This is a genomic window from Shewanella sp. Isolate11, from assembly GCF_022398315.1.
Classification (GTDB): Bacteria; Pseudomonadota; Gammaproteobacteria; order Enterobacterales; family Shewanellaceae; genus Shewanella.
This window is the reverse complement of sequence record NZ_JAKEVF010000002.1, coordinates 321,694-341,850: the sequence shown is the minus strand read 5'-3', so window position 1 is coordinate 341,850 and position 20,157 is coordinate 321,694. Positions and strand designations below refer to the sequence as shown.

The 20,157-nt window shown below is 42.0% G+C and carries 15 protein-coding genes and 2 tRNA genes; 8 read left to right on the top strand and 9 right to left on the bottom strand.

Going from position 1 to position 20,157, the window contains the following annotated elements; genetic code table 11:
• Nucleotides 1-30 precede the first annotated feature (30 nt).
• A complete protein-coding gene (locus tag L1D21_RS06730; RefSeq protein WP_239844475.1) occupies nt 31-2,571 on the bottom strand; it encodes a DNA translocase FtsK 4TM domain-containing protein in 2,541 nt (846 codons plus the stop codon).
• Between the two features lie 184 nt (nt 2,572-2,755).
• Nucleotides 2,756-3,259 carry a leucine-responsive transcriptional regulator Lrp gene (gene lrp, locus L1D21_RS06725; RefSeq protein WP_239844474.1) on the bottom strand — a complete coding sequence of 168 codons (504 nt, stop codon included), beginning with the start codon at nt 3,257-3,259 and terminating at the stop codon, nt 2,756-2,758.
• 179 nt (nt 3,260-3,438) lie between these two features.
• Between lrp and ald the strand changes: the two genes are divergently transcribed.
• Complete coding sequence (ald, locus tag L1D21_RS06720) at nt 3,439-4,554, top strand: alanine dehydrogenase (protein ID WP_239844473.1); 1,116 nt, start codon at nt 3,439-3,441, stop codon at nt 4,552-4,554.
• A gap of 130 nt (nt 4,555-4,684) precedes the next feature.
• Nucleotides 4,685-5,638 carry a thioredoxin-disulfide reductase gene (gene trxB / locus L1D21_RS06715; RefSeq protein WP_239844472.1) on the top strand — a complete coding sequence of 318 codons (954 nt, stop codon included), beginning with the start codon at nt 4,685-4,687 and terminating at the stop codon, nt 5,636-5,638.
• A 311-nt stretch (nt 5,639-5,949) separates the two neighbouring features.
• Here trxB and rplT read toward each other — a convergent pair whose 3' ends face one another.
• The 4 genes from rplT to thrS form a co-directional block, all read right to left on the bottom strand.
• Nucleotides 5,950-6,309 carry a 50S ribosomal protein L20 gene (gene rplT, locus L1D21_RS06710; RefSeq protein WP_239844471.1) on the bottom strand — a complete coding sequence of 120 codons (360 nt, stop codon included), beginning with the start codon at nt 6,307-6,309 and terminating at the stop codon, nt 5,950-5,952.
• A gap of 18 nt (nt 6,310-6,327) precedes the next feature.
• Nucleotides 6,328-6,522 (bottom strand): 50S ribosomal protein L35, encoded by a 195-nt coding sequence (gene rpmI / locus L1D21_RS06705; RefSeq protein ID WP_011865828.1) that lies wholly within the window; start codon nt 6,520-6,522, stop codon nt 6,328-6,330.
• An 86-nt stretch (nt 6,523-6,608) separates the two neighbouring features.
• On the bottom strand, nt 6,609-7,151 hold the full coding sequence (gene infC / locus L1D21_RS06700; RefSeq protein WP_345773512.1) for a translation initiation factor IF-3: 543 nt from the start codon (nt 7,149-7,151) through the stop codon (nt 6,609-6,611).
• 3 nt (nt 7,152-7,154) lie between these two features.
• Nucleotides 7,155-9,083 (bottom strand): threonine--tRNA ligase, encoded by a 1,929-nt coding sequence (gene thrS, locus L1D21_RS06695; protein ID WP_239844469.1) that lies wholly within the window; start codon nt 9,081-9,083, stop codon nt 7,155-7,157.
• A gap of 286 nt (nt 9,084-9,369) precedes the next feature.
• Between thrS and L1D21_RS06690 the strand changes: the two genes are divergently transcribed.
• Together L1D21_RS06690 and L1D21_RS06685 are read left to right on the top strand one after the other, a co-directional pair.
• Nucleotides 9,370-9,606, top strand: coding sequence for a hypothetical protein (locus L1D21_RS06690; protein WP_239844468.1), 237 nt, complete (start codon nt 9,370-9,372; stop codon nt 9,604-9,606).
• Between the two features lie 136 nt (nt 9,607-9,742).
• Nucleotides 9,743-9,943, top strand: coding sequence for a CPXCG motif-containing cysteine-rich protein (locus tag L1D21_RS06685; RefSeq protein WP_239844467.1), 201 nt, complete (start codon nt 9,743-9,745; stop codon nt 9,941-9,943).
• A 2-nt stretch (nt 9,944-9,945) separates the two neighbouring features.
• Here L1D21_RS06685 and L1D21_RS06680 read toward each other — a convergent pair whose 3' ends face one another.
• Nucleotides 9,946-10,566 (bottom strand): riboflavin synthase subunit alpha, encoded by a 621-nt coding sequence (locus tag L1D21_RS06680; RefSeq protein ID WP_239844466.1) that lies wholly within the window; start codon nt 10,564-10,566, stop codon nt 9,946-9,948.
• 31 nt (nt 10,567-10,597) lie between these two features.
• On the opposite strand from L1D21_RS06680, the gene L1D21_RS06675 reads away from it, so the two are divergent.
• From L1D21_RS06675 to L1D21_RS06665, 3 genes are all read left to right on the top strand, one after another.
• Nucleotides 10,598-11,965: an MATE family efflux transporter gene (locus L1D21_RS06675; protein WP_239844465.1), complete on the top strand. Its 1,368-nt coding sequence runs from the start codon at nt 10,598-10,600 to the stop codon at nt 11,963-11,965.
• A gap of 235 nt (nt 11,966-12,200) precedes the next feature.
• Nucleotides 12,201-12,277: transfer RNA gene (locus tag L1D21_RS06670), tRNA-Val, on the top strand.
• Nucleotides 12,278-12,302: 25 nt separating this feature from the next.
• Nucleotides 12,303-12,379, top strand: a tRNA-Val gene (locus tag L1D21_RS06665).
• Between the two features lie 131 nt (nt 12,380-12,510).
• On the opposite strand, the gene L1D21_RS06660 is transcribed toward L1D21_RS06665, so the two are convergent.
• Both L1D21_RS06660 and L1D21_RS06655 read right to left on the bottom strand, forming a co-directional pair.
• The gene (locus tag L1D21_RS06660) at nt 12,511-13,449 is read right to left on the bottom strand and encodes an SMP-30/gluconolactonase/LRE family protein (protein WP_239844464.1); all 939 of its coding nucleotides are present in this window, start codon (nt 13,447-13,449) and stop codon (nt 12,511-12,513) included.
• 167 nt (nt 13,450-13,616) lie between these two features.
• The gene (locus tag L1D21_RS06655; RefSeq protein WP_239844463.1) at nt 13,617-16,991 is read right to left on the bottom strand and encodes a LamG-like jellyroll fold domain-containing protein; all 3,375 of its coding nucleotides are present in this window, start codon (nt 16,989-16,991) and stop codon (nt 13,617-13,619) included.
• A gap of 313 nt (nt 16,992-17,304) precedes the next feature.
• On the opposite strand from L1D21_RS06655, the gene L1D21_RS06650 reads away from it, so the two are divergent.
• Nucleotides 17,305-20,070 (top strand): TonB-dependent receptor, encoded by a 2,766-nt coding sequence (locus L1D21_RS06650; RefSeq protein ID WP_239844462.1) that lies wholly within the window; start codon nt 17,305-17,307, stop codon nt 20,068-20,070.
• The last annotated feature ends 87 nt before the right edge of the window (nt 20,071-20,157 follow it).

The window sequence follows — 20,157 nt, the reverse complement described above, 5'->3', positions numbered from 1 at the left end:
AATTCCTATTAATAATCTGCGCTGCTTGGGTTAATACACTTTCGGTGGCGGTGGTGCTAAAACTTCACGATTACCATTGTGCCCTTGAGAGCTGACTACACCTTGTGATTCCATCTGCTCGATAATACGTGCGGCACGGTTATAACCTATCTTAAATTTACGTTGAACGCTCGAAATTGAACCGCGACGCGTCTCGGTAACAAAGGCAACGGCTTCATCATAAAGTGCATCAGTATCTTCATCACTTTCCGCTGTTTCGCCAGGCAATAGCACTTGTTCGCCTTCGGTGGAGCCTTGCAAAATTTCATCAATATATTGTGGCTTACCGCGAGCACACCAGTCAGCCACGACCGCATGTACTTCATGGTCATCGATAAATGCGCCATGAACACGGTTTGGTACACTAGTCCCCGGTGGCAAATACAGCATATCGCCCATTCCTAATAGGGCTTCTGCACCTTGTTGGTCGAGAATAGTTCGTGAGTCGATACGAGAAGATACTTGGAACGCCATACGAGTTGGAATATTCGCTTTAATTAGACCAGTGATAACATCAACCGATGGACGCTGAGTGGCTAAGATTAGGTGAATACCTGCGGCACGTGCTTTTTGTGCAATACGTGCAATCAGCTCTTCAACTTTCTTACCAACAATCATCATCATATCGGCAAACTCATCTACAACAACGACAATCGACGGCAACTTATCTAACTCTGGAGCCTGCTCTTCCATGCTATCTTGCGAACGCCACAGCGGGTCTGTTATCACCTCGCCTCGTTCTTTAGCGTCTTTGATCTTAGCGTTATAACCTTTTAGGTTACGTACACCAAGAGCAGACATTAGTTTATAACGACGCTCCATCTCACCAACACACCAACGCAGCGCATTAGCGGCTTCTTTCATATCGGTAACGACTTCACATAAAAGATGCGGAATACCCTCATAAACAGAGAGTTCCAACATCTTAGGGTCAATCATGATAAAGCGAACATCGTCAGGACCTGATTTATAAAGCAAACTGGTGATCATCACGTTCACCCCCACTGACTTACCAGAGCCAGTGGTACCCGCTACTAACAAATGCGGCATCTTACCTAAATCGACTACGACTGGATCGCCGGCAATATCCTGACCTAACACCATACTGAGGTGTGATTGACTCTGTGCAAAAGCTTCGCTGTCGAGTACATCACGCATAAATACGGTTTCGCGGAATTTATTGGGGAGCTCTAACCCGACATAGGCCTTACCCGGAATGACTTCGACCACTCGTACACTTTCAGCCAATAAAGAGCGAGCCAAGTCTTTCGATAAGTTGGTGATTTTAGATGCCTTAACGCCTGGAGCGAGTTCAAGCTCGAAACGTGTTACTACAGGCCCTGGGAATACTCCGACAACATTAGCCACAATATTGAAATCGGCTAGCTTAACTTCAACTAAACGGGCCACTTGATCCAACTCTTCTTGAGTGATCGGATTCGCCTTCCTGTCTGGCACATCAAGTAGTGAGATATCCGGCAATGGATTTGTTGGCTTCGTCGGCTGCTCATTTGAGCCTCCTGGAAGTATAACAATACCATCAACAATCTTGGCTTTCTCTTGTTGTTGGCGTTGGGTGCTGGTTACTGCACCAGTAGAATATTTATTATCAAAATCAATCTGTTCAATTTCAGATTCATCTCGACCAATATCACTTTCATCGACAGTGATATCAGCATTAGATTGGAAATCGATGGAAGGTTCTAATTTATCTTCTGTAGTTTTCGTTTTCGAACCTATTTTTAGTTTAGAGAGAGAGAAACGAGACTTAGCTTCTTTTGTTTCGATTTCAGGCTCAATAAACTCTTCAATTGAAGCCTCTTCATATTCAGATTCATCAAACTCTTCTTCCACAGATCGTTTCTGTTTGAAGCGATCGAAGATAGACATAAAGCCTTTAGTATCATCTGTTTCTGGTGCACTAGAGAATTTTTCAGGCAATGACTTAAGTAAAACAAAACACCAAATAGTTGCCATGCCTACTGCATCGACAACAGTCAGCCAACTAATACCAGTCAACAGTGTAAAACCAGCCCCAACGAAACAAAGCAGCAGCAGTGTGGTGCCTAACTGATTAAAATAAGGCAGCATAGCGCCCACTATTACATCACCAGATACCCCGCCAGCTGAAAATTCGTAAATATCATTGGCGTTCATACTCGCTAGCGCGGCAAGGCTGAAAATAATCAATAAAAAGCCAATTAATCTTAAACCGACAGAAAAGTAATCAATCTCAAGTAACTTGTGGACACGCTTAAATAACAACCAGCCTGTCATGGCGACGATTAGTGGAATGGTGTAAGCGGTATACCCAAAGAAATAGAATAAGACATCGGCAAGCCAAGCTCCGACGGCACCGGTGAGGTTTTTAATCTCACCATCAAAATGAGATTGGCTCCAGCCGGGATCGGAAGAGTTAAAGCTTGTTAGGGCTAATAAAATATATGTCGCAGTCATACAACAGATAATCAGTCCACCTTCAAGTAGACGTTGCAGACCACTAAGTGTTGCTACACCAGTTCCTTTTGACAAACGAAGTCCCACGCGAAGAAAAATAACAAGTAAAGATAAGATATCAAATAAATCTGCCGTATGCAGCGTTTTACCTAACGATACAAGGCAATAGCGAGGGATTTATTAACTAATGATGAAAAAGTATGCGCAAATAAAAGAAAAGGAGCTATATAAGCTCCTTTGGATATCGACAAAAATCGATTTATGATTCAAGCGTTACATTAATAGCAACCTTATTGGTTTGCTTAACCTCTTCCATTACAACGTAAGTACGTGTATCGGAAACGGCTGGCAACTTCAATAAAGTTTCACCTAACAAGCGGCGATAAGCCGACATATCAGAAACACGAGTTTTTAATAAATAGTCGAAATCCCCAGAAACCAAATGACACTCTTGAATATCATCTAACAACTGCACAGCCCGATTAAATTTATCAAATACCTCAGCGGTATCTCTATTTAGCGTAATTTCAACGAATACCAATAATGACGCCCCAAGATAATGGGGGTTCACTAGTGCGGTATATCCATTGATATAGCCCTGTTTTTCGAGCCTTTTAACTCTCTCTAAACACGGTGTGGGACTCAGTCCAACACGCTTGGATAACTCAACATTTGAAATGCGACCATCCATTTGTAACTCATTAAGTATGTTACGATCGATCCGATCTAAGTCTTTTATAGGACTCTTTTTATTATTGACCATATTTTTAACCTTGCTTTATCACTAAAACAACATTTACTGCTACGTATGTCCAAACTTCAGCAGCATTAACTGCTGAAGTGATACTATACTAGATTTCCCTGAAACAATCACGTTCAGGGGTAAATAAAATAACAATTCAACCCACATAAACTGGGTTTTTATGCATTTGAGGCTCGAAGATGATAATTGGTGTACCTAAAGAAATCAAAAACCACGAATATCGTGTTGGTATGGTTCCGTCAAGTGTCCGTGAACTGACTTTAAGAGGTCATGAGGTTTTTGTTGAGACCAATGCGGGTGCAGGCATCGGCTTTAGTGATCAAGATTATATCGATGTTGGTGCATCTATTTTAGCTACTGCAGCTGAAGTGTTTGCTAAGACTGACATGATTGTGAAGGTTAAAGAACCACAAGCAGTTGAACGTGCTATGTTACGTGAAGATCAGTTGTTATTTACCTATCTTCACTTAGCACCAGATCTTCCACAAACCGAAGACTTGGTTAAAAGTGGCGCTGTTTGTATAGCATATGAAACTGTTACCGATAATCGTGGTGGTCTTCCATTATTGGCACCAATGTCAGAAGTAGCTGGTCGTATGTCAATTCAAGCCGGTGCAATGGCGTTAGAAAAGTCGATGGGTGGACGCGGCATGCTACTTGGTGGTGTTCCGGGTGTTGAACCCGCTAAGGTTGTTATCATCGGTGGTGGTATGGTGGGTACCAATGCTGCACAAATGGCTGTCGGCTTAGGCGCTGATGTTGTTATCTTAGATCGTAGTATCGATGCTCTACGTCGTTTAAATGCCCAGTTTGATAACCGTGTTAAGGCTATCTACTCAACTGCTGATGCAATCGAGAAACATGTTCTTGAAGCTGACTTAGTCATTGGTGGTGTTTTGGTTCCTGGTGCAGCTGCACCTAAATTGGTCACCAAGGAACACATCAAGGCCATGAAGCCAGGTAGCGCAATTGTTGACGTTGCAATCGACCAAGGTGGTTGTGTTGAAACTTCACATGCAACCACGCACCAAGATCCTACTTATATTGTTGATGATGTTGTTCATTACTGTGTAGCTAACATGCCTGGTGCTGTAGCTCGCACATCAACATTTGCACTGAACAATGCTACGCTTCCTTATATCATCAAGCTTGCTGATCTGGGTTACCGTGAAGCATTGCTTCAAGATAAGCACTTATTAAATGGTCTAAATGTGATGCACGGTAAGATCACTTGTAAAGAAGTATCTGATGCATTAAACCTTGAATTTGTCGATCCAAGTGTTTTGCTTAACTAATCGATAAACTCATAGCTTAAGGGAGCCATTCGGCTCCCTTTTTCGATTAAGATAATCTAAAAGATTGGCTTTACCCTGTAGCGGAAATTCCATACAATCGCTGCAATTTGCTAAAGGCATGGAGATAAAAATGAGCCAAGCTAGACATTGTAATTTATTAATTTTAGGTTCTGGCCCAGCAGGCTATACCGCAGCAGTATACGCAGCACGAGCAAACCTAAAACCTGTAATGATAACAGGTATGCAGCAAGGCGGTCAGTTAACCACCACCACAGAAGTTGAGAACTGGCCTGGTGACGCTGACGACTTAACCGGTCCGGCCTTGATGGAGCGCATGCAAAAGCATGCTGAAAAGTTTGAAACTGAAATTGTTTTCGATCATATCAATAGTGTCGATCTTAATGTGCGACCTTTCCAGCTGACTGGTGACAGTGGCGAATATACTTGTGATGCTTTGATCATTTCAACGGGTGCTTCGGCCATGTATCTTGGCCTTGAATCAGAAGAAGCATTTAAAGGTAAAGGCGTATCTGCTTGTGCAACTTGTGATGGTTTCTTCTATCGTAATCAAAAAGTCGCGGTTATTGGTGGTGGTAACACTGCCGTTGAAGAAGCACTGTATTTAAGTAACATCGCTTCAGAAGTTCATCTTATTCATCGTAGAGACAGCTTCCGCTCAGAGAAGATCCTGACTCAGCGTCTGATGGACAAAGTTGAAAATGGCAATATCATCTTACACTTAGATAATACCTTAGAAGAAGTTGTTGGTGACCAAATGGGTGTTACAGGTCTTAAGATGAAGAGCACTAAAGATGAGTCAATCACCGAGATTGATGTTATGGGTGTTTTCGTAGCTATCGGCCATAAACCTAATACTCAGATGTTTGAAGGTCAGCTAGAAATGAACCATGGCTATATCAAGGTTCAAAGCGGTTTAGCAGGTAATGCAACGCAAACAAGTATTGAAGGTGTATTTGCTGCTGGTGATGTGATGGACCAACACTACCGTCAAGCTATCACCTCTGCAGGCACTGGTTGTATGGCAGCACTTGATGCTGAGCGATATCTCGATGCACAAAAATAGCATCTAACTAACCATTTGAATGATTAAAAAGCAGACAGAGTCTGCTTTTTTTATATCTGATGTTATACCAATCGCAGTAATTATCTGATCATTCTTGCTTGTTAAAATCGCCAATAACCGTATTGTAAATTTTGTAATTAGAATAACTAGTTACTGCAATTTACGACTTATTCTCGACAATTTTTCCTGCGCCCTTTCTGTTACAAACGGGCTGATCTCTAATTTACTTTGATTGGTATTACAGCCTAAACGATGAGGTTTAGCTATAAAAAAAGGGGCCATAGGGCCCCTTTTTAAGCAATAAATACTAATTACTTAGCTAATGCTTCTTTTGCTTTTTCAACTAAAGTTGCAAATACAACTTTGTCGAATACAGCGATGTCAGCCAAAATCTTACGATCGATTTCGATAGACGCTTTCTTAAGACCGTTGATGAAACGGCTATAAGACAGACCATTTTGACGAGAAGCCGCATTGATACGTGCAATCCATAGTTGACGGAATTGACGTTTCTTTTGACGACGGTCACGGTAAGCATATTGACCAGCTTTGATTACAGCTTGCTTAGCTACACGGAAAGTACGTGAGCGAGCACCATAATAACCTTTAGCAAGTTTTAGTACTTTCTTGTGACTAGCACGAGCGGTTACACCACGCTTAACTCTAGGCATTGTTCTTTACTCCTCTAATTAAGCGTATGGTAGTTGACGTGCAATTGCTGGCACATCAGACTTAGCTACTAAACATTTAGCACGTAAGTGACGTTTACGCTTAGTGCTCTTCTTTGTCAAAATATGACGTAAATGGGCTTGCTTGCGCTTGAAACCATTAGCGGTTTTCTTAAAACGCTTTTGTACACCCTTGTCTGTTTTCATTTTAGGCATTTGCTAAAACTCCGCATTGGGACATTAATAAAACGCAAGGCGAGCAGAGTCCCTACAGGTCCCTGCTACTTTTATTGGTTGCCTTACTATTTCTTTTTCGGTGCGAGAACCATCACAGCCTGACGACCTTCCATTTTTGGAAAAGCCTCAACAACTGCTAGTTCAGCCAAGTCGTCTTTAATACGATTCAAAAGATTCATACCAAGACTTTGGTGAGCCATCTCACGACCACGGAAACGCAGCGTTACTTTCGCTTTGTCGCCGTCTTCTAGAAAACGCTTCAGGTTGCGTAGTTTTACCTGATAGTCGTTTTCGTCAGTACCGGGACGGAATTTAATTTCCTTCACCTGTATCTGTTTCTGCTTCTTCTTTTGTTCTTTTTGGGCTTTAGCCTTATCAAAAAGATACTTTCCGTAGTCCATTATGCGACATACAGGCGGTTCAGCATTTGGACTGATCTCTACTAGATCTACCCCTGCTTCGTCTGCAAGTTCTTGCGCTTCACGCAAACTTACAATACCGATAGTCTCTCCGTCTAACCCATTTAAACGTACTTCTGATACGCCCACAATGAGCTCGTTAATTCTATTCGCCGCTGCTTTACGCACGTCTGTTTTCTTGATCTTTATGACCTATTCCTCCAACAAATTTAGACTACGGAGCGAAATTTGTTGTGTGACTTTGGCTGCAAAATCGTCGATTTTCATCTTGCCAAGGTCGACACCATCTCTGGTTCGCACCGCAACTTCCCTATTTTCCATTTCTTGATCACCAACGACCAATAAATAGGGAACACGCCTTAAGGTGTGTTCGCGTATTTTAAAGCCTATCTTTTCATTCCTCAAGTCTTTCGAGGCACGAATTCCCTGATCTTTAAATAAATTGACCACTTCGTCAACATATTCCGATTGTTTATCGGTGATATTCATCACAACGGCTTGAACCGGTGCTAACCAAGTTGGGAATTTACCTGCATATTCCTCGATCAAAATACCAAGGAAACGTTCTAATGACCCCAAAATTGCACGGTGGATCATTACAGGAGTTTGACGGCTGTTATCTTCAGCAACATAAGTGGCTCCCAAACGACCTGGAAGTGCATAATCAAGCTGCACAGTACCACATTGCCATGCTCTATCTAAACAGTCATGTAGCGTGAACTCAATTTTTGGCCCGTAGAAAGCACCCTCACCCGGTAAGATTTCATATTCAATATCGTTTGCAGTTAAAGCGTCCATCAAGGCTTGCTCGGCACGATCCCACATCGCATCATCACCGATTCGTTTTTCAGGACGTGTCGATAGTTTCACTACGATATCTTTAAAACCAAAGGTTTCGTATGTGTCATAAACCATCTTGATACAGCCACTGACTTCCTGTTGAACTTGCTCTTCAGTACAGAAAACGTGCGCATCATCTTGAGTAAAACCACGAACGCGCATCAGTCCGTGAAGAGAACCCGATGGCTCATTACGATGACAACAACCAAATTCCGCCATACGTAACGGCAAGTCACGGTATGACTTTAAGCCTTGGTTGAAGATCTGCACATGACCTGGACAGTTCATCGGCTTAATAGCGTATTCACGATTTTCCGACTGAGTTGTAAACATCGCTTCTGCATATTTATCCCAGTGCCCACTGCGTTCCCACAGTAATCTGTCCATCATCAACGGACCTTTCACTTCTTGATAAGTGTATTGACCTAATTTTTGACGAATGAACTTTTCAAGCTCTAGGAACAAGCTCCAACCATCGTTATGCCAGAACACCATTCCCGGTGCTTCTTCTTGCATATGATATAGGTCTAACTGTTTACCAATCTTACGGTGATCACGCTTAGCAGCTTCTTCTAAGCGGTTAAGATGGGTTTTTAAGGCTTTTTTATCGGCCCAAGCCGTGCCATATACACGTTGCAGCATCTTATTGTCTGAGTTACCACGCCAGTAGGCACCAGCGACACTCATTAACTTAAAATGATGACAGAACTTCATGTTAGGTACATGAGGTCCACGACACATGTCAGTATATTCTTCGTGATGATAAAGGGCGGGAGAATCATCCTTACTGATGTTCTCATCTAAAATCGCCATTTTGTACACTTCACCACGTGATTCAAATGTATCACGCGCTTCTTGCCAGCTAACCACTTTCTTAACCACATCATAATTGGTTTTGGCAAGAGACAGCATACGCTTTTCAAGCTCGGCAATGTCTTCATCAGTCAGCTTATGATCTAAGTCGATATCATAATAAAAGCCGTTATCAATCACTGGACCGATAGCCATTTTGGTTTCAGGCCACATTTGCTTAATGGCATGACCTAGAAGGTGGGCACAAGAGTGACGTAAAATCTCAACACCTTCGTCATCTTTAGCTGTGATGATAGAAAGCTCTGAATCTGTTTCAATAAGATCGCAAGCATCTTTAAGCTCGCCATTCACTCGACCAGCGATACAAGCTTTAGCTAAACCAGGACCAATATCAGCGGCGACATCGAGAGTAGATACAGCATGTGCGAATTCACGCTTACTGCCATCAGGAAGTGTAATTACAGGCATGTAAAATCCTTATCCAGTGGTGACCCCCACGTAGGGCCACTTGGTATCAATATGAGAAAGAAAATAAGCATCTGAAGAGCAAAACATTACTGGAGTCTTGTGATTCCTCAGTGCAGGGCTGACATTCTAGGTTTCCTGCCCCAAGATCGCAAGGCATAAGCCATTAATAAGCGACCTTTAATGGCTTTAGTCACATTTAAATTGTCATCAATTGTCAACTTGGCTGTCATCCATCATTCATCAAGTCTTCCTAAACTAATGACAATTTAATCAAGGAGGTTAAACCATGTTAAATCTTGTCTTATTAGCTGTGACGATTTCATTGCCAACTGAAATTGACTCAGGAACTCAAGTTGAACATTTACAAAGATTGTTAAACCAGCAAGAGGTGAACACTACATTGTTGATTAGCAAGCAAGATCTAGAAACGGAAATAGCTCAAGAGCTAAACCTTAATTTACAAGCCTTAAGTGAACATCTTGAAAATGAAACTACAGAGCGTGATATGTGGGCTAAACAATAACCTTTAATCTACACTTATAAGCCTATGGGCAGCACTTGATAAGTCATCAAAAATGCCTAAGAAATAGGCTAACCAATAAGCCTAGCTACTTAAATCACATAAACTCAAAGCGCTCGACAACCCGGAGTCACGAGCCATGAAAATTATAGACAAAGTCATTAGCTGCCCCCATTGTGGGCATCATCAACATATTAATATCGACACTTCTAGTGGTGATCAAGAATATTACGATGATTGCCAGATCTGCTGTAATCCGATCCACATGAGAATGCACATCGACCCGCAACATCATAAAGTTGAGCTTTATATTGATGCGGATGATGAACAGGTTTACTAAGATTAAATTGCTTGTGAAAATCGCTTAGCTAATACTCGCTCAACGGTATCAACAATTGCTTGGGTTTGACTGTCGATCTCAATATTTAAATGATTACCGACTTGGCATTCACTTAAATTGGTCAAAGATAAGGTTTCTGGGATCAAATGCAGCTTAAAGCTAGTCTCTGTCACCTCGCCCACGGTTAAACTACAGCCATTCACACCAACAAACCCTTTATACAAAATGTAGTTCATCCATCTAGGATTAACTTCAAGTGTTAAATCAAAATGTTCGTCTGTATTACTAACCTCTATCACTTTGGCCTGAGTGTGCACATGGCCCGATAAAATATGCCCCCCAATTTCACTGCCAAAGGTTAAAGAGCGCTCGATATTAACTTGAGAGCCTAAGGTTAACTTAGACAGATTAGTTATCGCTAAAGTCTCTTCCATTACATCAAAAAACACCCTATCATCGGCAATCTTAGTTACGGTTAAACAGACACCATTATTGGCTACGCTTGCACCTGTAACCAGTTTCTCAGTCAATAAAGGCGGCAGTGCGATTTCTAATGTGTTAAGTCCATCTTTTTTAGTTATTGCCACAACTTCACAAGTGGCTTGAACAATACCTGTAAACATAATTAACTCGCTGTATTAAGGCTTTCTCTTAATGAATCAATTCAGCTTTCAAGCCAAAAAGCTCATTCACTTAGCGCTCCCGGTACTCATTGCACAAATTACTCAAACAATGATGGGATTTATCGATACCGTTATGGCCGGTCGAGTGAGCGCGCTCGATATGGCTGCAGTGGCTATTGGCGGCAGTTTATGGTTGCCAGCACTGCTATTTGTCCAAGGTTTACTTATGGCCTTCACGCCGGTATTTGCTCATCATCATGGTGCAGACGACCAAAAATCGATACAACCTATCGCATTTCAGGCTGCCTATATTGCCATAATTGGCAGCGTAGTTGTGATAGCTTTTCTGCTTTTTGCGCCAGTGATCCTTAATTGGATGGCATTGGAGCCCAACTTAGCCAAACTCAGTGTTCAATACCTGTATGGATTTGCTTGGGGCGTACCTGCATTTGTACTTTACCAAGTATTACGAGGCTGCAGTGAGGGGATCTCTTATACCTTACCCACGATGATCATCGGTTTTGTAGGCTTAGCAGTAAACATTCCCGCTAACTATATCTTTATCTACGGTCATTTAGGCATGCCCGCAATGGGTGGTGCGGGTTGTGGTATAGCAACGGCATTAGTTTTTTGGGCCATGTTTATTGCCATGATCATCTATATGCAACTTCACCATAAATTTAAAGCACTAGCACCGTTCAAGGCATTTCATAAACCCCACTTTGCTACCATGTGGCGCATGACTAAACATGGAATGCCAATCGCGTTAGCATTACTATTCGAAGTCAGCTTGTTTGCAATTATTGCCCTGTTATTAGCCCCACTGGGTGCCAATGTGGTCGCAGGACATCAAATAGCACTTAACTTTTCATCGATTGTATTTATGTTGCCACTCTCTATAGGGATAGCGGTATCGATACGCGTAGGGTACTACTTAGGACAAGATAAAATTGAGGTGGCAAAATTGGTCACTAAAGTTGGTTTAATTATCGCCTTTAGTTTAGCCCTAGTCACTGCGATTATTACGGTACTCTTTCGCACACAAATTGCCCTGCTCTACAACAATAATCCTGAAGTAATTGCCTTAGCGAGTAGTTTGATGTTTTTAGCAGCGCTGTATCAATTATCAGATTCGGTTCAAGTTGTCGCAGCAGGTGCGCTTCGTGGCTATAAAGATACCCGCAGTGCGTTTTACATTACACTGTTTTCCTATTGGGCTGTTGGGATGTTAGTTGGCTATTTACTGGCTCAAACCGACGTCATAGTACCAGCAATGGGAGCTCATGGTTTTTGGATTGGTTTGATCGCAGGATTAACTTCAGCCGCCTTGTTATTCGCCCTACGACTCAAATATATCCAAGATAGGCATTTAATTAATCAGGCCACAGCTCAGTCTTAATATTCTGACTTCAATAATGACTATAGATAAATGTGCAAAGGAATTTAAACAGACAAAACATCTTGTTTAGGCAGTATTAATCACCAAATAGCGTCTGTTAGCTTGATAAAATTACCAGTTGCACAGCAAATCACCGCTTAAACCACATTATGCGATTTTTTACTTGCAACCTGGTGTGCAACCCACTTAATATAGCGCACGTTCATTGGCGAAGCCGATAAACAGTTAAAGCAATACAACCGTAGCTCAGTTGGTTAGAGCACCACCTTGACATGGTGGGGGTCGGTGGTTCGAATCCACTCGGTTGTACCAAGCTTTATCAATAGAAATTGACAATACAACCGTAGCTCAGTTGGTTAGAGCACCACCTTGACATGGTGGGGGTCGGTGGTTCGAATCCACTCGGTTGTACCACTCTCGTCGATATCGAGAGACAGGCCAGCGAAAGCTGGTTTTTTTATATCTGTTATTTATGTCTATTATTATCTAGACGTTAAACAGATATCAGACTTCAACCCAAATAGCGTCGATACAAACAAAGCGCTTTATCTCGCAAGTTTATAGCGTGTCGATTTAATCCCTTTTATACCATGCAACTGATAAATAAATAGATCGCCGGCTTGTGGCTCATTAGCTAATTGCTGTTCTGACAAGGTTTGTTTGGCACTGGTAATGATTAACCAATCTAAATTCTTCCCCCCTAAAACTACATTGGTTGGATTAGTAATAGGCACAGGAAAATTTAATACAACATTGCCATCAGGATCATATCGTACGACTTGACCGCCGCCCCACTGGGCACTCCATACAAAGCCTTGCTCATCGACATCCGCACCATCAGGGCAGCAATACATTGGAGTTTTATCAAACTCATAAGCTTGACTTAACGCGCAGTTTTCAATGTCAAAATTAAAACGAGTAATCATTTGTTTCGTAGAATCAGCATGATAAAGATATTGACTATCAGGGCTCCAACAGAGGCTATTTGAGGTGCCGATTCCGCATAAGGTTTTATAGCACTTCGCTTGATGGTCAACACAGTAAAGCGCACCGAGCTCATCTTGTGATGGAACTGCATAATTAAATGGCGTCATCACATACCGGTCACTGTTGTCGACCATAGTCCCAGCCCAGAATCGCCCTTGCCTATCGACTTTTCCGTCGTTAAAGCGATTAAAAGGTAGATGAGATTCGGGTTGTGCTAACCACTCGACGTCAGTATCACCAAATTGATATAGACCGATGCCTCTATCAAAAGCAGCAATAATACGACTATCTTGCTCAATAAGCGCAAAACTGCCAACTCGATACGGCATACTGAATCGTTTTAGTTGCTGCGAGTCGATGTTGTATTGAAAAATGGTCGACTCTTCAATATCTGTCCACCATATTGATTGGCTTTGATCATCCCAGAAAACACCTTCACCTAATGTATTTCCAACTTGAATGGTTGCAATTAAATTACCGACAGAAACAGAGGTCATGAGTTAGCCTATTTGTAAATTATAGTTAGCTAAAATTCATCGAATTGAAAACGTCGGCTAATATAGCAAGTTACTCAAACAAAAACGAATTTTGTTCTAAATTTACCCCAATAAAAAAGCTAGCGCCAATGCGCTAGCTTTTTAAGTACCAAATACCTAAGAGTAAGTTAGTTACTTGACTCGTTGAACAACTCTAGGATATCAGCTTCAGTAATTGCTTCATCGTAGAATTTAAGTTCATCGACTGAACCAGCAAATGGCGTATCCCAGAAGTTAACACCAATCGCAAAGTTAGTGGTAGCTACCGAGAAGACATCAGGGAATCCGAAGCCAGAGAACTTCAGCTCACCGTTCACATAAACTTTCAACTCACCGCCATTAACGGTATATGCGAAATGTGACCACTCGCCTGCCGGTAGTTCATAGTCTGTACGACCATCATACCAAGCGGTACCAGACCATAGAACTGCAGATGGGTAATCAGCTTGACCACCAGGTAGCACACTGGTCCAGCTCGAGTCGGTTGCGTAACCGAACAGAGCTGTAGTATATGCATTTAGCTGGGTTGGATTCAGCCACATGGCAACAGAGTAGGTATAGTCGTTGATTAAGTTGCTAGGCAACTCAATACCAGAAGCTCCATCTAAGATAGCAGCTTGACCGACTGCACCTGCCTCATAAGTCACATTACCACCGGCAATACCAATTAGATTACCAATAACGGTACCTGAACCAAAGTTAGCAGTAGTATCGTTTAGGTTATCTTCGAAGCTGTAAACCGCAACTGGTGTTGGTGGTGCCATAGATTTAACCGTGGCTGTAAACACTTTAGTGCTGGTTTCATTACCCAGTTTCAATGTCGCAGTTAATGTCACTTGCTTATCAGTGTCATCACGACCTGGCTGAGTGACCTCACCAATTTCACTGATAATTGTTGGCTCAGATGTAGTCCATGAGATCGCCGAAGCATAAGGCCCTGTCACAGGTAGATCTAAATCTTCCCTAACTGAGGTTAGATCACCAAGATCTAAGAGGTTAGTCGCCGAAGCCAACAAGTCACTGTCAGGTAACATATCAATATCAAGCGCTTTCACTTCTTCAGCCGTTAGGCTAGCTTCATAGATTTTAAGCTCGTCGATAAGACCGTTATATGGCAGATCCCAGTAGTTAACACCCAGTGCAAACACGGCATCTTGACCACTGAAAATATCGCGCAAGTTACCAGAACTGAACTTCTCAACACCATCGATATAAACACTCACCACACCTTTCTTAACTGAGAAGGCTAAGTGTGACCATGCATTTTCAGGTATACGCTCACCAGCGCTACCATCAAACCAAGCGGTACTTCCGCTCCACAGCATGGTATTGCCATCCCAGCTTTGAGGAAGGAAACTAATCCAATCATTAGAAGTTACACTACCATCATCAAGAGTCTGCTCTACACCACCGAAGAAGGCTGTAGTAAAGCCAGTAATAACCGTTGGGTTGGCCCAGAATGATACAGTGTATTCATAGCTTGAAATCAAACTATTAGGCAGTTTCACACCATGAGCACCGTCGAGTGCAAGTGCATTACCTTCCATCCCCATAGCATAAGAAACGCTGTCTGTGCTAGGAGTAAAGATGCGATCGCCAGTGAGTTCGCCATCAGCAAAGAAGCCAAGTGAATCAGTCAGATTATTATCGAAGCTGTAACTTGCGATACGGTTATAAGGCTGTCTAGCAAGTACGGTGACTTCATAGGTCTTAACCACAGTAACACCATGAACAGTAATCGTCGCTGTCAGTGTTACAACTTGATCGCCCTCACCAGCATTTGGACGGATAACCGTACCGTCTGGACGAACATAGTCATTATTGCTCGAGGTCCATACAATAGTCGCACCACGGGTGGCTTCTGCAGGCAGAACAATGCTGTCTTCCTTAACTTCTGCAGGAATTGTGATAGCAGCAGCAATCTTATCAGCAACTTCTTGACCACTTAGTGGCAGTAACTGAGATCCCCATACCGAAACGCCTTCGTTTGATAATGCACTGAAAGTTGGAACCAACTTCTGTAGCACATCATCCCACTGCCAAGACATTACACCTTCAACTTTTCCAATATCGCTCAAAGTTAAGGTGATACGGTTTGGTTCATTGTCAGAAAGTCGGTAAGTACCAGTAACATCACCTTCAACTGTACGATTTTCAGTCAATGTAATGTAAACCGACTCTTTGGCAGCCGTATTAGTGTCGTGACCCAGATTAATGAAACGATAATCACCTACTACATCAACGCCATCAACAATGTTATCACCGTCGATTGGTGTATAACGGTGTGGAGATGCAACTAACCAACCATCGGCGTTAACATACATTTCATGTACACGGATTGAATGTTGTTCACCGCGCTCAGGGAAACGTGTATGAGTGATCAGTAGGTGTTTACCCGTTTCTGCATCATAGTAAGCTGAGTTATGACCAGGTGAAAGGTAACCATAAGATTGACCAACATCACCGGTTTTCGCTACAAATTCGAAACCACCCATCAGCTTGTTACCAAAGCCTTCTGGCGAATCATAAACCGTACTCATGTCATTACCAGCTGCGTCAAAATATGGACCATCTGGATTCACTGAGCGAGACACACGGATGTTGTAACCACCATCGGCGTTGAAGCCACCGATCGAGGTAAATAGGTAGTAGTAATCTGACTCTGGACTGTAAAGAATGTATGAACCTTCGTTAGCGTGGAAATTACCACCCGTTAAACGAGTGCCATAGCCTTGGCCTGGTTCTGGCATCGCTGTGTCTTCATCCATTTTAAGAATAAAGATACCACCTGAATACGAACCATAAGTCATCCATAACTGACCATCCTTATCATAAAAGACATCAGGATCAATTGCGTTTGGCATGGTCGCAGGATCATAGTGAGTTACGCCTTCAGGCCCTTTACCATCAACAATCTCTTGATCAGTCATACCTGAACGAAGAAATACTCCCTTATTTACATAAGGACCTTCAACATTATCTGCTACTGCAACACCGATAAATGAACGATGATGACAAACAGCTTCAACATCATTATCTGGATTGTTACACCAGTTATAGTAGAAGTAGTACTTGTCATCTTTTAGTTGAATAACATCGGCCGCCCATGAACCTTTAAAATAGGGACCTGTCCACTCGAAACCTTCGGTCATTTCTGTAGACATGGTATCAAATAGTGGGTTTAAATCAGTGGCATCGTTGGCAATACGCTCAACGCCGTTATCATCACGAGTGATGTAACTCCAGTTCATCAAATCGATTGATTTAGCCGCAGCTAAGTGAGAACCAAAAACATAATAGGTGTCATCAGCTTTTATTACAGATGGATCATGCACAGCAAGATCATTAAAGTCGATAACACTAGACTGAATAGTCGGATCTGGAGATTGTGCAACTTCAGGTATAAAGCCAGATGGTAGCCCTCCTGACTCACCATCTTCCCCACCGCAGCCTGCTAAGGCTAAGGCGCCCGCCATAGCTAACATTAACTTATTAATTTTCATTTGAATCTTTTCCCCAATATAAAAAGACATCAGCATTTTTGTTAGGTGTAGAATGTCTGTGGCTGACTCACTTTAGTATCAATAAATGCAAATTGTGAACTTCTCAGCCAGATTCATCATACAATAGTATTTAACAAAATCGCAAAGTGTTATTTAAAACATTCAATCGAACCGTCATTTATGGCAACAACTTCAACTATTTTGTTGACACCATATTAGTCATACAATAGCATCATTAAAAATATAGCAACAAAATTTTTACCGGAACGTTCTATATCACAATGAAGTAATTGCACTTTGGGGGCTTTAATTCATGTTTACACGTACGCTAGTTAGCATGGCTGTTGCATCATCACTCCTGATGACACAATCTGCCTACGCTGAAGAAGAAGAAATAAAAACTGACGACATAGAAGTAATACAAGTTAGTGGCATTCGCGGGAGTCTTACACAAGCACTCTCATTGAAAAAAGAAAATGTTCAGATTGTGGACTCAATTATTGCTGAGGATATTGGTAAATTCCCAGACAATAACGTAGTTGAAGCACTTCAACGTGTTTCAGGTGTCCAGACTACAGGACGTGGAGGCGGAGAAGTTAGTGGGGTAACTATCCGTGGTCTAGGTGATGTATCAACTACCGTTAACGGTAGACAGATCTTTACTTCAATTGGACGCTCAGTTGCACTTGCTGATATTCCTGCATCTTTGCTTAACAGTGTTGATGTATATAAAACTCGTTCTGCAAACCTCATAGAAGGCGGTATTGCGGGTCAAATTGATATCAAGACTAACCGTCCTTTTAGTTTCCAAGGCGAAAAAGTCGTGGTAGCTGCTCGTGGTATCTATATGGATGCCAGTGATAAAGTTGATCCTAACGTCAGTATTCTTGCAAGTAATCGTTGGGAAACCGATTTAGGTGACTTTGGTGCCCTATTCAATGCATCTTATGCTAAGAGTAACTACCGTGACCAAAATGTTTGGATAGGTTCTTCAGATCCATACCGTGCCGATAACTTTACCCGTATCGATGCTAGCCATGTCACTCCAGGTGAAGAGCTATCAACGGCTCCAGGCTCCACTATTGATATCAATGGTGTTGATACCGAATATGTTTTACTTCGCGATGCTATGGGGTTTACCGACTATACCGGTGAACGTGAGCGTCCTGCGATGAACCTATCTCTACAATGGGCACCTACTGATAATTCTGAATATTTATTTGAAGCCTTCTACAACGGTTACCGTGATGAAAACTTCAATTCACTACTATTCTCGTTTGTTAATGGTAACAATCACTTCAGAAACCCAGAGTTTTATGATGGCACCAATGTTGTCAAGAAGACTTATATCAATGATGCGGCCCTATTTACTAGTGGTGACGGTGGAACAGGTAAGACAGACAGTTTTGTTTATGCATTAGGCGGTAAATGGGAATTGGGTGATGACCTGATCCTAAACTCTGAAGTCGTTTATCAAACCAGTAAATATGAGCGCTCATTTGTTGCAATTCAAACTAGCTCATCTCGTGACAGATTAGCAGTTGATTTCAACCATAACGGCTCAGGCAATCCCGCTTTCTCATACCTTGATGATCCAAATACAGCTTATGATGAAGGTAGCTTAACTGATGTTAACGCCTACTCGATGGGTACTTTCTTTGATAACAGTGGTACCGATGAAGGTGATGCAATCACTTGGACGTTAGACGGTGATTACGCACTATATGCTGGTATGTTCGAAACGGTAGACTTTGGTCTGCGTTACAACAAACGTACCGCTAAATCTAAATCTAAAGATCAATCAAGTGGTGCATGTTCAGATAATGGAGCTGCTTGTGTATTAGCCAATATTGATGGCCTTTCGTATATTACCGAATCTGGTTTCTACGATAACAATGCATATGTACCTAATAACTGGTTGTCGACCAATGGTAACTGGATGATTGATAATGTCGAACAGTTACGTGGCCTATATGGTTTACCTCTTGATGGCGGTGCCTATTTAGATTCACGTACTTTTGACATTGAAGAACAAACTATTGCAGCATATGTTCAAACTAACTACGCCACAGAATTATTTGGTTTAACCTTAGATGGTCAAATTGGTGTACGTGTTGTTAACAGTAAAACGGATTTGTCTTTCAATGAATTGGCAGCAAGTCGTGTAGAGCAATCTACAGAAGATACTAACGTCCTACCGAGCTTTATGGCACGTTATTACCTCACTGACGACTTGTTACTTCGCTTCGCTTACGGTAAGACTATCAGTCTACCAAACTTTAGCGATTTGAATCCAACCATGACGTTGACGCCGCCTAACCCTGGTACTAACCAAGCCTTCGGCTATGCATCAAGTGGTAACCCAGATCTAAAACCAGTCGAGTCTCAAAACTTTGATTTGTCTTTAGAGTGGTATTTTGCTGAAAGTAGTAGCTTATATGGTGTGCTGTTCAAGCGTGATGTTGAAGGTTTTGTATATACTGCTAACCGTAACATCGAAGTGACTAACAATCCTAACCCTGATTACAATGCAAAATATGTACTTACTCAGCCACTAAACGCGGGTAAAGGTACACTTCAAGGTTTAGAGCTTGGTTTCACTTGGTTCCCAGATGAACTACCAGAATGGTTACAGGGCATCGGTATTCAAACTAGCTATACCTATATCGATGGTGATACTAAAGATCCTATCTTCTCAGTATTACCAGATGGCAGTGCTGGACCATTAGTGGGTTACGAAACTAAACCATTAATCGGTGTATCTGAAAACTCGTACAGTGCTGTTTTAGCCTACGAAAAAGAAGATTACTCAGCTCGTCTATCTTATGTATACCGCGATGAGTTCTTAACAGGTTATAACTATTGTTGTTCAATGCCTACAGGTATCTATAGCGATTCAGAAGCTAATATGGACTTCCAATTTAGCTGGAACGTTACACCTGATTGGGTATTAACCTTCGATGCGACAAACCTCACAGGCGAAGAGTACCACACAGCCTATACAGACTTTAATTTGTATAACAGTGGTTCAACTATCATCAGCCGTACATTCGCTATTGGTACCCGCTACTCCTTCTAAACAGTCGGATTTATAGCAAGTTAATAAAAGCTAATCATTTGATTAGCTTTTATTTTTTCTAGTACCCGCACCCTATTTCATGCCATA

Coding starts and splice junctions, on each gene's coding strand:
- rpmI (WP_011865828.1), bottom strand. CDS start 6,522: ATGCCTAAAATGAAAACAGACAAGGGTGTACAAAAGCGTTTTAAGAAA.
- trxB (WP_239844472.1), top strand. CDS start 4,685: ATGAGCCAAGCTAGACATTGTAATTTATTAATTTTAGGTTCTGGCCCA.
- ald (WP_239844473.1), top strand. CDS start 3,439: ATGATAATTGGTGTACCTAAAGAAATCAAAAACCACGAATATCGTGTT.
- L1D21_RS06650 (WP_239844462.1), top strand. CDS start 17,305: ATGTTTACACGTACGCTAGTTAGCATGGCTGTTGCATCATCACTCCTG.
- thrS (WP_239844469.1), bottom strand. CDS start 9,083: ATGCCTGTAATTACACTTCCTGATGGCAGTAAGCGTGAATTCGCACAT.
- L1D21_RS06675 (WP_239844465.1), top strand. CDS start 10,598: ATGAATCAATTCAGCTTTCAAGCCAAAAAGCTCATTCACTTAGCGCTC.
- L1D21_RS06660 (WP_239844464.1), bottom strand. CDS start 13,449: ATGACCTCTGTTTCTGTCGGTAATTTAATTGCAACCATTCAAGTTGGA.
- L1D21_RS06685 (WP_239844467.1), top strand. CDS start 9,743: ATGAAAATTATAGACAAAGTCATTAGCTGCCCCCATTGTGGGCATCAT.
- L1D21_RS06690 (WP_239844468.1), top strand. CDS start 9,370: ATGTTAAATCTTGTCTTATTAGCTGTGACGATTTCATTGCCAACTGAA.
- L1D21_RS06680 (WP_239844466.1), bottom strand. CDS start 10,566: ATGTTTACAGGTATTGTTCAAGCCACTTGTGAAGTTGTGGCAATAACT.
- lrp (WP_239844474.1), bottom strand. CDS start 3,259: ATGGTCAATAATAAAAAGAGTCCTATAAAAGACTTAGATCGGATCGAT.
- L1D21_RS06655 (WP_239844463.1), bottom strand. CDS start 16,991: ATGAAAATTAATAAGTTAATGTTAGCTATGGCGGGCGCCTTAGCCTTA.
- rplT (WP_239844471.1), bottom strand. CDS start 6,309: ATGCCTAGAGTTAAGCGTGGTGTAACCGCTCGTGCTAGTCACAAGAAA.